10 protein-coding genes are annotated in these 13,217 nt (G+C 50.1%); 5 read left to right on the forward strand and 5 right to left on the reverse strand.

Annotated elements, in window-relative coordinates:
* Positions 1-192 precede the first annotated feature (192 nt).
* Positions 193-1,119 carry a metallophosphoesterase gene (locus ACJJIK_RS03970; protein ID WP_444944287.1) on the forward strand — a complete coding sequence of 309 codons (927 nt, stop codon included), beginning with the start codon at positions 193-195 and terminating at the stop codon, positions 1,117-1,119.
* Positions 1,120-1,255: 136 nt separating this feature from the next.
* Here the strand turns inward: ACJJIK_RS03970 and ACJJIK_RS03975 are convergent, their stop codons facing one another.
* From ACJJIK_RS03975 to ACJJIK_RS03985, 3 genes are all read right to left on the reverse strand, one after another.
* A complete protein-coding gene (locus tag ACJJIK_RS03975) occupies positions 1,256-2,095 on the reverse strand; it encodes a mechanosensitive ion channel family protein (RefSeq protein WP_444944288.1) in 840 nt (279 codons plus the stop codon).
* Between the two features lie 568 nt (positions 2,096-2,663).
* Positions 2,664-2,867: a hypothetical protein gene (locus ACJJIK_RS03980; protein WP_444931054.1), complete on the reverse strand. Its 204-nt coding sequence runs from the start codon at positions 2,865-2,867 to the stop codon at positions 2,664-2,666.
* Positions 2,868-3,662: 795 nt separating this feature from the next.
* Entirely contained in the window at positions 3,663-4,670 is a 1,008-nt protein-coding gene (locus ACJJIK_RS03985; protein WP_444944289.1) for a tyrosine-type recombinase/integrase, read from the reverse strand.
* 193 nt (positions 4,671-4,863) lie between these two features.
* Here ACJJIK_RS03985 and ACJJIK_RS03990 point away from each other — a divergent pair, with 193 nt between their 5' ends.
* Both ACJJIK_RS03990 and ACJJIK_RS03995 read left to right on the forward strand, forming a co-directional pair.
* Positions 4,864-5,922, forward strand: a complete 1,059-nt coding sequence (locus tag ACJJIK_RS03990) for a DNA-binding protein (RefSeq protein WP_444944290.1) — start codon at positions 4,864-4,866, stop codon at positions 5,920-5,922.
* Positions 5,923-6,365: 443 nt separating this feature from the next.
* Complete coding sequence (locus ACJJIK_RS03995; RefSeq protein ID WP_444944291.1) at positions 6,366-8,063, forward strand: BCCT family transporter; 1,698 nt, start codon at positions 6,366-6,368, stop codon at positions 8,061-8,063.
* 144 nt (positions 8,064-8,207) lie between these two features.
* On the opposite strand, the gene ACJJIK_RS04000 is transcribed toward ACJJIK_RS03995, so the two are convergent.
* Complete coding sequence (locus ACJJIK_RS04000) at positions 8,208-9,248, reverse strand: methyltransferase (RefSeq protein ID WP_444944292.1); 1,041 nt, start codon at positions 9,246-9,248, stop codon at positions 8,208-8,210.
* A 459-nt stretch (positions 9,249-9,707) separates the two neighbouring features.
* Between ACJJIK_RS04000 and ACJJIK_RS04005 the strand changes: the two genes are divergently transcribed.
* Entirely contained in the window at positions 9,708-10,457 is a 750-nt protein-coding gene (locus tag ACJJIK_RS04005; RefSeq protein WP_444944293.1) for an outer membrane protein, read from the forward strand.
* Positions 10,458-10,578: 121 nt separating this feature from the next.
* Here ACJJIK_RS04005 and ACJJIK_RS04010 read toward each other — a convergent pair whose 3' ends face one another.
* A complete protein-coding gene (locus tag ACJJIK_RS04010) occupies positions 10,579-12,189 on the reverse strand; it encodes a (2,3-dihydroxybenzoyl)adenylate synthase (RefSeq protein ID WP_444931048.1) in 1,611 nt (536 codons plus the stop codon).
* A 121-nt stretch (positions 12,190-12,310) separates the two neighbouring features.
* On the opposite strand from ACJJIK_RS04010, the gene ACJJIK_RS04015 reads away from it, so the two are divergent.
* Entirely contained in the window at positions 12,311-13,057 is a 747-nt protein-coding gene (locus ACJJIK_RS04015) for a thioesterase II family protein (RefSeq protein WP_444944294.1), read from the forward strand.
* Positions 13,058-13,217 lie beyond the last annotated feature (160 nt).

The following is a 13,217-nucleotide window of genomic DNA, read 5'->3' on the forward strand; positions in this document are numbered from 1 at the left end:
CGTCAGGCGAACTATAAAAGAGCTCCTTCACCAGTGCAGAGGCTCTAGTTTGCAGGGGGTAAGGGTGGCATAAGCCACCTAACCCCCCTCCAATCCTGTGCAGATCCCTGTATTGCTGATAAATTGAACAGATTAACCCTGGGGGCAATACATGTACAGGGTTTGAGTATAGCTTTAGGAGGTAGGATCGGCATGGAGCACAGCAAGTACGACATCATTGGCGATATTCATGGCCACGCCAGCGCATTGATTGAGCTGCTCGAAGTTCTGGGTTATCGGGACACCGGCAGCGGCTATGCGCACCCAACGCGGAAGGTCATCTTTCTTGGAGATTTTATCGATCGCGGTGAACACCTGGTAGAGCACCGCAAGCTCCTGAAGATAGTTATGAGCACGGTCGAGAATGGCCATGGGCTGGCGGTTATGGGCAATCACGAATTTAATGCCCTGGCTTATCACACCGAAGTCAATGGCAAGCCCCTGCGTCCGCATACAGATAAAAACACCAAGCAGCACCAGGCTTTTCTAAATGAGTACCCCAGTAGCAACCCTGAGAAATCCCAGGTCCTAAACTTCTTTAGGTCATTGCCTCTATGGCTTGACCTGGGACCACTGCGAGTAGTACACGCTTGTTGGGATAAGGAGAGCGTTAACTTTTTGGCATCGAGAACTGATAGGGGCAAGCTAACCCCCGAGCTTTTGTTGGAGGCCAGCTCCCCGGGCAGTGATGCCTTTAAAGCGGTAGAAACCTTGCTCAAGGGGTGTGAAATTGAGTTGCCTCAGGGTGTAAGCTTTCTCGACAAGGATGGCAATTGCCGCTCTGCGGTTCGCGTTCAATGGTGGAGCTCTTGTGCAAAAACGCTCGGTGAGATTGCGCTGCCACTGGGGGTTGATATTGGCTCAGCCGCTAGATTACCGCTATCTTTTGGTATTCCTCACTACTCGAAAACGAATAAACCTTGTTTTATCGGTCACTATTGGTTGAGCGGCGAGCCTGCCCCCTTGACTGACAATGTGGCTTGCCTCGATTACTCGGTGGCGGGAAACGGCAAGCTTGTAGCTTACCGCTTTGACGGTGAGCGGGTATTGCAAAAAGACAAGTTTGTGTTTGCTGAATAGACGCTAGTCGGGTACAACAATATAGAGTCTTAGCTCTGGCCTGAGAGAGGTGCCCCCTTATATTGAGCGGGAGCCGTAGTGGTCACCATCTTATGGCAACCACTCTAAAGGGGAGTATTATGGGTGATCTCGCATCCTAAGAGTGCGAGGTGTTGGTCTTCTTAAACCAAAAATTATAGAAGTCTTCAGTCACCAGTTGCTCTATATGAGTGGCTTCCTCCCGGGGGCAGAAAACGGTTACGGTAATTACATCATGGCCGAACTCGTTCGTCGTGATGCAGACCTTGGCATCTGGGCCAGATAGTTCAACCCCCATACGATTCTCGATCAAGTTACAGTAGCGCTCGGCCACTTCCCGGAAGGATTCACAGTGCTCCTTGAGTCGCTCAGAAATAAACTGCTTGGCTTCAAAAGGGTTTACGCCCTTGCTCTCCCGGGTAATCGAGAATGTGTGCTCGATATACCGACGCATAAAGTTCAGGTTCTTTACCGGTTGGGTAAAGAAGGCATTGTTAGGGATGTACAGAGTTGTTCCTGTATAGCCATTGCCCAAACCGTGCGGATCGATCTCCAAAAGGGTAGTGCTCAACCAGTCACTATCGGTGACTTCACCAAATTGATTGCCGACTTTAATCCAGTCTCCCACAGTAAACGAGCGCATATTTGCCTGGTATAAGCCACCAACGAGGCACTGCACCCCCTCTCTCAAGGCCAGAACAATCGCTACAGAAAAAGCGGCAATGGATAAAGCAAACTCCCTGAGTTCACTTATCCAGATCACCATCAGACCGACAACCAGCAAGAGATTGCCAATATTATGTACGGTATTGATACGGCGGCGCTTATCCGCCTTCTGCCAGCGACTGCGCGCAATCGCCAGTGTGAGCAGGCCGCGCAACAACATAACGGCACTGATAAGGCATACAGTGATAAACAGCTTGCTATCCAGGATATGCTCCAAGAACTCTGGCTTCATTCGGGGTAGGGACCTCGCAAAAGTAGTAGTGCCACCACACAAAACAGGTTCCCCCCGGAAGCCTCAGGAAAGAGCCGGGTATGTGAGGGGTGGGTGGCAGGGTTGACGAAAATCAAGAAGACGGGCAATGTATCCCTATGGGCCCAGGCTTGTAAATATCTTTAAGAAGATACAAATAAACCTAATAAAAATGCTATTTTTTTAGGCGCTTCTCATATGATTTGGGTATCTTGTTAGGATGGTTTTATCGGCGCCCTAGCCCCGGGAGATTTGACCCCCGGTACGACAATCTTCTGAGGCCATACCTACGGATTGGCACAGGTGTCGAGGTGATGCAGCTCTCAGGTTAAGAAAGAGCTGCTGAATACGATTCAGGGGGATATCCAGCATTGCGCCAGGTGCCTACCCTTGTTTTTCAGTACCCCTGGCCGCTCACTCTGAAATGACTAATAGGGGCAAAAATGGTCACAGTTATCGAGTGAAATTGGAGCAATAAACACTTTTGATTCAAAGTTTGCGAAAGGGCAAAACACTCAGTTTTGCCCTTCCAGGTTTGGCGGGGGAGCAGTTAGCAATTGTGCCCGTCTACATCAGCCCCATCTTCAACCGCATTGCAGTTTGGGCACTGAAATCCGCCACCGGGTATATTTTTGTAATTGACATATGTCCAGCCTTTGGGCGGATTATCCGGAGAGTACTTCCCGCTAACAGGCCCCGGGGCTGGGGTTTCGGGCTCTAAAGCGCCTTCACTGCTTGTGCTTTCAATTTCCATATTGCTATTCCTGAGTTAAATAAGACCGCATATTTTGGGAAGGTGTGAACTGCAATACTTGGATTTATTCCTCTGGAGGAATAAACATCGTCATTATATGGGTAAGCGCTCCAGGGTATTAAATTGATATTCTGACGCGCCCTTACAGTTGATATTCAGTACTTTGATTGGCCTGGCTCTCGGGGCAGACCGCAAACAAGAAGAGACTTTTTAGTCCTTTGGCTATGAGTGGCTTTGTCGACATTTTGATTAGTGATAAGGGGTCCACCTAGTGCGATTGATCCCCTTTTTGGTGAGATGTTGTCGGCGCCGCTCGGCAATAGCCGCTCTTTTCGTGGGGCGCTTCCGATCATAGGGATACCCAGTGCGTCGAGCCGCAGTCAGCATTGCGCGATTGGCGCCATCGTGGCAGCTATTGAGCAAAGTTCTGTGAACTGGGTACAGATATAAGCCAGTTCTTTGACGCTATCGACCACGGTTGGCTATTACACTTTCTCGTGCACCATATTTCTGACCGACGCCTGCTACACAGTTCGCTATGTGGATAACAGCGTGATGGGCTTCCAGTACAGCTCGGATGCTCAACACTTTCAGAAGGCACTATCCTAACGCCTGAAAAATTTGGCTTGAAACCCAATACAAATAAAATCCAGTTGCTGGAGTTTGGCCGCTTCGCAGTCTGGCGTAGTAGCTGCCGGAAACGACTCGGAATTATGCTCAAGGAAATCAACAGTAGCAGTTGAGTTGCCGGGCGCAGTAGGCTCAAGCCCCGCAACAGCCGCCCGCTCAGCCGGTTTAGAGTAGCTCGGCCATCTTTTTCATCAAGATAGCAGAGGCGTTATCTGTAAATTGCTGCCCCTCTTCAATGTACTCCCACACCGTGGCATCACTTTTCCAGCCACCTTGCTTCTTGATCAGCTCAAAGCCGACCTTCTCCCGCGCCGCAGAGGTGGATAAGCCTCGGCGGAAGCTGTGACTGCTAAGCTCGGCAACAAAGTCGAAACCGCAGGCATTGCCAAGACTCTTGAGTAGATCATTGACTGCCGTTGGATTCAGCTGTCGGGCCTGAACGGTATCCCAGCGGTTAACTGCACGAAATACCGGCCCAGCTGTAGTGCCGCTTACTTCCAGCCAGGATTTTAGCGCCCGTGCGGGGCAGATTTCAGCGGCGCCGAAGGGGAGGGCGCGCATCATTCCCTCGCCGCTTTGATCTGTTTTTGATTTGGGGAGGCGGATAATCAAGCCTTCCTCCTCCCAAATCAGGTCTTCTACCTGGATCGCCACCAACTCGCTGCGCCGAAAGGCGCCAAAGAAGCCTACCAATACTAGCGCCAGATCTCGCGCCTTCTTTTTTGAGTCCGCCTGGGAGCGCAGTTGGCGGGTGAGCGTCGCAATGTGCTCGAGACTCAAGGCCTTGGCCTTTTGTTTGGGTTTGCCATGGGTGCGGCGAATACCGCGCATGGTCTTTTGCACCAGCGGTTCAGCTACCGGATTGGGGATGCCCTGATATTGGTGCCACTGGCCTATAGCGGTTAGGTGTAGATCCAGGGTGCGGGGATTCAGCTGCTCGGCCCGGGCCAGTAGGTAACTCACCAATGAGTGACTGTCGGTGGGCAATCTCCCCCCCCACTTCTCAAACTGGCGGATGGCAGACCGGTAGGCCTTGCGGGTGCTGTCTGAGGTGGCCGCGCGCAGGTATTTCTGGATGTCATCTTCACTCAGCAGTGACCCGGCGCCATTGAGTGTACTGCTGGGTAGGGGCTGGGACTGTGTTGGGGTTGGGTTTGAGGGCTGTTTTCTCATGAGTTCCGTGTCGTCCAGAAACCGCTATTTGTACTGAAGGTACGCTAAATGCGGCTTTTCTTGTGTATATAACCTGCGATAAGAATCATTATCGAAGGTTATGCAGGTTAATTCAAGGATTGGTTTATTTTTCAATATTATGTATTATTACGTAATACGTAATTTGGTACAAAATAATCTGAGGAAGCACTAAATGGCGCGCACAGGAGTCACGTATCTGGATATCTTTGAGGCGGCAAAGGCGATTAAGGCCCGGGGGGAGGAACCCACGGTTGATAAGGTGCGCGCCCACTTGGGGACGGGAAGTAAAAGTACGATCGCACCACTCCTAAAACGCTGGAAGAATGAGGCTTCCAACAGCACCGATATCAGCGGCTTACCCAAGGATTTGGTGGAAGCATTGAAGGGGCTCCACCAGCGTATACAGGGCGATGCAGATCAGCGGGTTGAGCAGGTTCAACAGGAGTTTGAGGCTCGGGAGGAGGAGCTCAATAAGAGTCTGAGCGCAGCGCAAGAGACTAACAGTAAGCAGACAGCGTTGATTCGAGAGCTGGAGCAAAAGCTATCCGCTTCAGAAAGTGAGAAGCGTCGCCTCAAGATTGCGCTGGACGAGGCTCAGTCGGACTTGGAAAAGAATGGATTCCAGCTGGAGCAGGCTGGGGCCCGAATTGAAGAGCAAAAGGCTTCAATTGAGGAGATGAAGGGGGAGAATCGCGATATACGCGAGCATTTCGAGCACTTCCAGCAACGCACCGCTACCGATCGTCAGCATGAGCGAGACCAATATCGGGCCTCTAGCGAGCAGCTTAAAGGGCAGGTGGCTACGCTGACTGAGCAGCTGGGACTGGCCGAGCAAAAATTCTCTGAGCAGGGGTTATTGTATAAGCAGGGCCAGGCCCTGGTTGTAGAACTCAACCGCGAGAAGCAGGAGTTGCGTGAGAGTATAGGCGCCGCGCAGGCTGAGGCGGCCAGCTACAAACAGCAAACTGAAGAGCAGTCGAAACAGTCTGAAACTCAGCGCGTAGAGCTTGATAAGCTGCTAAGGGAGCTTGCCCGCCTTCAGAGTGATGGCTCGGCAAGTGCCAAAGAGGTTCAGCTCCAGCAGCAGGCCCTTGAGAAGCTGGAATCGGAGCTGGTATCAGCAAAGAATCAAGTAGAGCGCCTATCGGATGAAAACCGTATCGTTCTACAGGAGAAAGCGATGCTTCAAGGGCAGTTTGCTCAGCTGGAGAGCGCTTTAAGCAAGCGGTAATCTGAGTTTGGCGAGAGCGGGCGCCACTCGATCACCGTTGGTTGGTGTACGTAACTGTGATCTCTGTCAAATTGAAATACTTTGGCTAGCTGATACTATGAAAGTAAGTAAAAGCAAATTTAGCAGTAGTTGAGAGACCCGGGATTAATTCCGCAATAGCCCTACAGGCCTTGAAAGCTGTGGGGGTTAGGCGTAGCCGCAACTGCGAGGCTGTGCAAGTTGCCGCTATAGCCCAAACCCCAGACGGTCCACGCTCTAAGTTGTGGTTGGGCTGCAACCTGATTGATGCCCTCTAGGCTGGGGGCATCAAGGAATTGAGCCAAGGCTTCTCAACTCTATCTATCCTTATATAAGCTCTATCACTAATACCGCATAACAAAGCTCCTTATATAAAGTCCCCCTTGCTTTTATTTGCCGCGGTTTACAAGGCATTTGGGAGGCAAGTGTTGTCTAGTCAATTCAGAGAGATCATCGATAAGCCCACTTTTTTTGGTTCATTGGCGCTACTACTGGCGGTGACAATACCCTTGGTACTGTTCCCCGAAGTGGGGGCCGCCTGGGTTTTAGCTGCCAAGAGTTTTGTTACCGACAAGCTGGGCGTTTTCTATCTGGCCCTCGGTGTTGGGGCGATTCTTTTTATGGTCTATATCGTATTTAGTGATATTGGCCAGATCAAGCTGGGGACACCGGAGGAAAACCCTGAGTTTTCCACGCTATCCTGGGCCTCCATGCTTTTTTGTGCTGGCATCGGCGCATCGATTCTCTACTGGTCCATGGTCGAGTGGATCTACTACTACCAGACCCCACCTTTTCAGGTTGAGGGCGGCACCCCTGAGGCGGCGCGCTGGGCGGTAGCCTACGGCATATTTCACTGGGGGCCACTGGCTTGGTCTATCTATCTGATACCCGCCCTGCCTATTGCCTACTTCTATTATGTTCGAAACCACAGTGTGCTGAAAATCAGCGAGGCACTGATGCCTGTTCTGGGAGAGCAGCGCGCTCAGGGTGGGCTCGGCAAGTTAATCGATGTGCTGTTTATCTTTGGTATGTTGGGTGGCGGCGCTACGACTTTAGGGATTGCTGCGCCACTGATCACTCAGGGGGCTCATGAGTTGATGGGTGTGCCTACGGGGCTGGCGACTCAGGTTGTGGTGCTAATGATATGCACCGCGATCTTTGGCTATAGTGCTTTTGTTGGCCTAAAGAAAGGCATCCGCGCACTGTCCAATCTGAATATGTCGCTGTCCATTTTGCTCCTTCTGTTCGTTTTCCTCGCCGGCCCCACTTTGTTTATGCTGAATACAGGCTTAGATGCCTTGGGCCGCGTACTGGATAACATCTTCCATATGGCCGCCTGGACAGAGCCGTTTGCAGAGTTTGAGCAGTTCCCGAAGACCCATTTCCCGCAAGACTGGACCATCTTCTATTGGGCCTGGTGGTTGGTTTTTGCTCCCAGCGTCGGCTTATTTATTGCGCGTATCTCTCGCGGCCGAACTATCAAGACCATGGTGGTCGGCTCCATCTTCTACGGCACTCTCGGTTGTTTTTTGTTCTTTATGGTGCTCGGCAATTACGGCGTCTATCTACAGTTTTCTGGAGAGCTGGACCTGGTACAAGTACTGAATGAGCAGGGTGCTACCGCCGCAATTTTTGCCACGCTCAAGACGCTCCCTGGCAGTAAGCTGGTGATCCTGGTGTATACGGTGCTCGCCTTGATCTTTACTGCCACCACATTCGACTCCATCTCATACATACTGGCTGCTGTTGTACAAAAAGAAGTCGATGAAGAGCCCGCACGCTGGAATCGGCTGTTTTGGGCATTTGCGCTTTCAGTGATGCCGATAGCACTGCTGTTCCTGGGAGGGCTGGAGACACTGCAAACCGCCAGCGTTATCGGTGGAGTTCCACTACTGATTGTCGCTCTGCTGCTATGTATATCGATTGTAAAAGCTGCGCACTATGATTTGCGCTACCAGCCGAGCTACGAACAGAAAGAAATTTATATTGAAGAATTTCCAGTGGATGACCCCTGGACGAAAGAGGGGGATTGGGAGATTCCCGTTCAGGGCGAACACAGAGTCTCCCACGATGACAAACCCCATATAGAGGGTGACCCGGGGAGTCATCCATCCCGGCTCTAATTGCTGAGCCCACTGGAGAGTAGCGCCTATTTCTGCTGCTCTCCAGCATTTCAAGGAATGATCATAATTTGATCGCCAGCTATACGCAGATTACAGAGGTATCGAGAGAGGAGAGGGTGGCCAGCGAAGTAGCAGCTTCGCTGTTTATGGCTTTCTTGCAGATACCACAAAGAAATAACCGAGAGCCTGCCCGCACTGAGGCTCTATAAATCCGGCTTTATCCAGCATTTTATACAGCTCATCTCTAGAGTAGAGCTGGGAGCCATGATTCATAAATAGATGGAAACAAAACAAACTCGGGGTCAGGTGGGCTTCATCGCGGAGCATATCGTGAATAAAGAGCTGCCCCCCACTTGGCAAGAGCGCAAAGGTTTTGTCGATTAGCCGTTGGCAGGTGGCCGGGTGCCAATCATGCAAAACATTGCTCAGGCAAATTCCGTCACAACCTTCTGGCCACGGACCAGTGAAGAAGTCCCCAGCGACGACTTGAACCTGCTCTTTTTGACCAAAACTCTGCACATGCTCGTCAGCTACCCTACACACGGGCGCCAAGTCAAATAGTATGGCCTTGCGCTTGGGGTAGGCATCACTAAACGCTAGGGCAATTGTCCCCGAGCCACCGCCGGCATCCAGCATGCATTGAACCTCTTCAAAAACCCCACTAGAGACCGCCGCAACCGCAGAGGCAAACCCTTGAGAGTGCATTAGATGGGTAAAGGCGGCCGCAGATTCTAAGTCCATATCGTTGTTTTGCCACATATCGGTTACTGAGCGGCCTTTGCACTCCAGCTCATATTCCCGCTTTAAGCTACCAAGTAGCTTTTTATCCAGGTGGTTGACGTTATAAATATGGAAGGGGTCGAGCAACACTTCTCCCCAGTAGTAGTCGCTGCCTTTTGCAAGGTAGCAGTGACTCAGCTCTGTGTTTTTTAACTTCCGGTTATCAAGATGGATATAGCCTAGATGGTTCATGACCAAGAGATAGAATTCCATCCCTTTGTTGCTGAGTTGTAACTTTTGGCTGAGTGATTCGCAGGTGTCATAGCCCTGATCAATAAGTCCGGTGATGTCCAGCTGTGCTGAAACCATTACACAGGCAAAATTATAGTTTCCCATCAAGCGGTCCCACATAGGGCCATCGGACACTGTCGGCGATGTTAGCTTGCGGGTTTTACTATTATTCATCAGTCGTTACCTAAGGAGCCTTGTTGATGCATGAAGTTCGCTTATTTTGGGCAAAGCCAAACGGCGGACTAATTAAGGCGCTCAGATCATCCTGAGAGAGCAAAGTCCTTTTCTGAGCGAGTGCGGCTCTCGCAATTGTAGTAACAGGGCCCCAGGGGAAGGTGCTATCGGCACAAATACGACGCACATTTAAGGAATTTTGCTAATATTTTTCCTAGTAAAAAAGTACCAAGCAGGTAGGTCTAAATCTACTTAAAGTTGGCACTAAAGTGTTAACGTTGTCACAGAATCGGTTTTTGCGTATCGTTGGCGCAGAATGTTGGGGCGTTCTGTAGGTGGCAGAATAGGATTTCTGAGCCAATCATCGACTGAGGCGCAGTATGGAAAATCACTTGTTGCCTATCTGCAATCTAGGGAGCCTCTATCCCCAAAAAGCGTAGTAATCACAAGGAGGATATTATGCGTTTTCAGTTTGCCGCAATTCTCGGCGCCAGCCTTATTTCCGTACAAGCTACTGCTGCCGGCTATAGTTATGAAAATAGCTCGTTAAGTTTTCACCCTTTTGTCTCTTTGAATGCGGGCTACAACAAGCTCGAAGTGAATCAGGATTATCGGGGAACCGCTATAGCAGAAGACGGTAACCTTTACGGATTTAGCTACTACGAACTTTCTAGTTCTGACAGCGAGCTTTGGAGCAGCTTTGCTATTGGAGCTGACTTTGATAATTATCCTCTTGAGCTTCGTATCAGCTATGGCACCACCAGCTCAGAAGAACCCCACTCAATAGACACCTTTGATATTGATGCAGTCACTGATGTAGTGACAATTGTAGAGAGATACAATATCAACCAAAAGTATGATTTAGATGTGTTCTCTATTACTGGAGTTTTAGAGCTGTCCAGACATTGTGACCGGGCCTGTATGTATTTACTGGGGGGGTATAGCTTCGGGCAGTTGGATTGGTCGTATACCATGAATGAATTATACGGAGGTGGGCACTACCAGGGGTCGAAGAAGTTCAGTAAGAGCTACCTCCATGTGGGTGCAGGTGTTCGCTATAACCTTACTGACTCTCTGCGAATGAGCGCCGAATATATGTTGCACAATATTGGTAAGTTGGGTGATTACGATGTGAACGATTATGAGCACGTCGAATTCGATATGAAAAACTTGGATATTTGGCAGGCAGGGGTTTCTTACACTTTCTAACTTTAAGATTGCGTCCACGAGGGAGTGGCTTTTAATCCTCTCCCTCGTGGGCGAGCAGTTTAGCTTGTGTACGGCAACAGCTGTGGCTCTCAAGGCCCGCCCTGCGGATTTACGGAATTGTTCAGTGGCTCTTAGCTACTGACTTCAGTTTCCTTTTGTCCACTTTACCTACGGCGGTAAGTGGTAGGTGGGATAGCACTTTAAGTTGCTCTGGTAGTTTAAAGGTGGCCAAGCCTCTTTCACTCAAGAAATCACGCAATATCTGTAGAGAGGGCGCTTTATCTGCACATACGATAGCGGCTCCAACTTGCTCTCCCAGCTCTTTATCAGGCAGAGGAATAACAGCTGCTTGTTGGATACTGGGGTGGGCAAGTAGATGCTCTTCAATTTCATCACATGCAAAAGTTTCTCCACCCCGGTTCACAACATCTTTGAGTCGCCCGGTAACTACAATATTACCGTTGTCGAGAATGCGTACACGATCTCCGCTGCGATAGAAGCCATCGGGAGTAAAAGCACGGCGATTATGTTGATCCGCTCGGTAATAGCCTCGCAATGTATAGGGGCCACGAGTGAGAAGCTCTCCCTCCTCCCCGGTTTTCACTTCTTGTCCGCAATCATCGACCACTCGCAACTCATCGAGAGGGCTCATAGGACGGCCTTGAGTCTCAGTGATAACCTCGGCACTATCTTCGTGTCGGGTGCAGCAGATCAATCCTTCGGCCATACCGAACACTTGCTGTAGCGCACCGGGAAGTGCATTTATTGCAGCTTTGGCATCAGTTTGGCTCAGCTTTGAGCCACCAACTTGCAACAAGCGGAGGGAGCTTAAATCGGCATCTTCCCATTCTGTCGCAGCAGTCCAGACCTGAGCCAGTGCCGGAACTAGGGCTGTGGCGGTTACGCCGAAGCGCTCTATCAGCTCGAAGCTATAGTCTGGGCTTGCATCTTGGGTGAATATTACCTGTCCACCCACAGATAGCGTACCCAGGATGCCGGGGCAGCCCAATGGAAAATTATGGGCGGCGGGGAGTACCGCCAGGTAAATGTCATCTTTGCCTAGATGGCATGCAGCCGCAGCGCAGGCGATATTGTAGCGATAGTCGTTGTGGGTGCGTGGAATAAGTTTTGGCAGCCCCGTAGTGCCACCTGAAACGAGAAATAGAGCCGGAGTGTTCGGGTCTGCGAAGGCTGGAGTGAAGTCTTGGCTCTCTCCTCTGGGTAGCGGGGGAAACGAATCCTGTACATCGGCACTATATATGCCTCGCAGGCTTGTAGATTGCGAGGCAACTTGCTCTATCATGCAGTGACGATTTTCATCTCCTTCAGTCCCTGAAGTGATGTAGATACTGGCATCTGAGACCTGTGCAAAATGACATATTTCATTTTGGCGATGTGCAGGTAAAGCTAATACAGGAACCAGTCCCGCTCGAAATAAACCGAGTAGGGTTGTAATAAAACTGACTTGGTTGCTCCACTGGAGTATTGCTCGCTCCCCAGCTTTGTAGCCTTGTTCCACCAAGCCTGCGGCAATGCTGTCGGCCTCATTAACCAGTTCAACGTAAGTTAATTGGCCTACTTGATCCCGAACTGCGCAGCGATTGGGGGAGTTTTTCGCATTGCGTGTAATCAGCTCCCAAATAGGTCGGTTATCCCAAGTCCCTTGTTGCTGGTAGAAAAGCTCTAGCTCTTCACGGTGGGGTATGTAACCGTTTAGTAAATTTTCTTCCATACTGGTTTCCTAAAATTTTAAATGGGAGCTGGTGTGTGCATCCGGTGAACCTGTTTAGATTTCTAAATTAAGAATTAACAGTTAGTATTCACGGCATTAAATTTCCGATTGAGATTAATTTATGTCCGGTGCTTGGCTACAAATTCCCGACCCTAAACCTAGTGCGGCCATCCGACTTTTGTGTTTGCCTCACGCGGGTGGTACGGCATCGCTTTACCGGCCCTGGGTGAAATTATTGCCTGATTCCATAGAATTGGTTCTCGTGTGCTTGCCGGGCAGGGAGCAGCGCTGTAATGAAGTCATGCCCGCAGATATGCAAACTTTAATTGCTTTATTGAGTCGGGCTGTCAAACCTATCCTCGATAAACCCTGGGCTGTATTTGGTCACAGTATGGGGGCGACAGTTGCACATGAATTAGCTCTCTTCTTGTGTAGTGAAAACCTGTCTGGTCCTGAACATATATTCGTCTCTGCTCGTGAAGCCCCACAGTTTCAAAGAGGTGGGAGCGTACATAAACTGGATGACGAGTCTCTGTGCCGACAGCTCGTTAAGCTTGGCGGTACTGCTCCTGAATTATTGGAGATTCCCGAGCTGAGAGCCCTGTTGCTTCCCGCCATACGTCAGGACTACCACTTGATCGAAACCAGTAAGGTGTCTTCGGTTCAACCTTTAAATTGCCCGATCACCGCGCTGGTGGGGCGGGATGATCCTGAATTGAGTACCGATGACGCTCAAGGCTGGCAGCAATGGACCAATAGTGAATTTCACCTGAAAGAATACTCAGGTAACCACTTTTATCTATCAGATTGCCCTGATTTAGTGGTTGCTCATATTGTTCAGAAGCTCCACTTGGCTTATCCGCTTTAGTTTCTCTCTCCCGCAACATTATCGAAATCAATTGATGGGAGAATAGAGCACCTTAGAGGCCTATTCTCCTTCAGCTCGCAGCTTGCAAACCTTTGCCTTGCCTCATTTAAGTTTTTACTTTTCTGATCTTCGAATTATTTCATCTTTGTAGCAAACAGCA

This window comes from Microbulbifer regidiadema (SeqCode) (assembly GCF_052466995.1).

Excerpts from the sequence above, each read along its gene's own strand:
- ACJJIK_RS03970 (WP_444944287.1), top strand. The coding sequence starts at position 193 with ATGGAGCACAGCAAGTACGACATCATTGGCGATATTCATGGCCACGCC.
- ACJJIK_RS03975 (WP_444944288.1), bottom strand. The coding sequence starts at position 2,095 with ATGAAGCCAGAGTTCTTGGAGCATATCCTGGATAGCAAGCTGTTTATC.
- ACJJIK_RS03980 (WP_444931054.1), bottom strand. The coding sequence starts at position 2,867 with ATGGAAATTGAAAGCACAAGCAGTGAAGGCGCTTTAGAGCCCGAAACC.
- ACJJIK_RS03985 (WP_444944289.1), bottom strand. The coding sequence starts at position 4,670 with ATGAGAAAACAGCCCTCAAACCCAACCCCAACACAGTCCCAGCCCCTA.
- ACJJIK_RS03990 (WP_444944290.1), top strand. The coding sequence starts at position 4,864 with ATGGCGCGCACAGGAGTCACGTATCTGGATATCTTTGAGGCGGCAAAG.
- ACJJIK_RS04000 (WP_444944292.1), bottom strand. The coding sequence starts at position 9,248 with ATGAATAATAGTAAAACCCGCAAGCTAACATCGCCGACAGTGTCCGAT.
- ACJJIK_RS04005 (WP_444944293.1), top strand. The coding sequence starts at position 9,708 with ATGCGTTTTCAGTTTGCCGCAATTCTCGGCGCCAGCCTTATTTCCGTA.
- ACJJIK_RS04010 (WP_444931048.1), bottom strand. The coding sequence starts at position 12,189 with ATGGAAGAAAATTTACTAAACGGTTACATACCCCACCGTGAAGAGCTA.
- ACJJIK_RS04015 (WP_444944294.1), top strand. The coding sequence starts at position 12,311 with ATGTCCGGTGCTTGGCTACAAATTCCCGACCCTAAACCTAGTGCGGCC.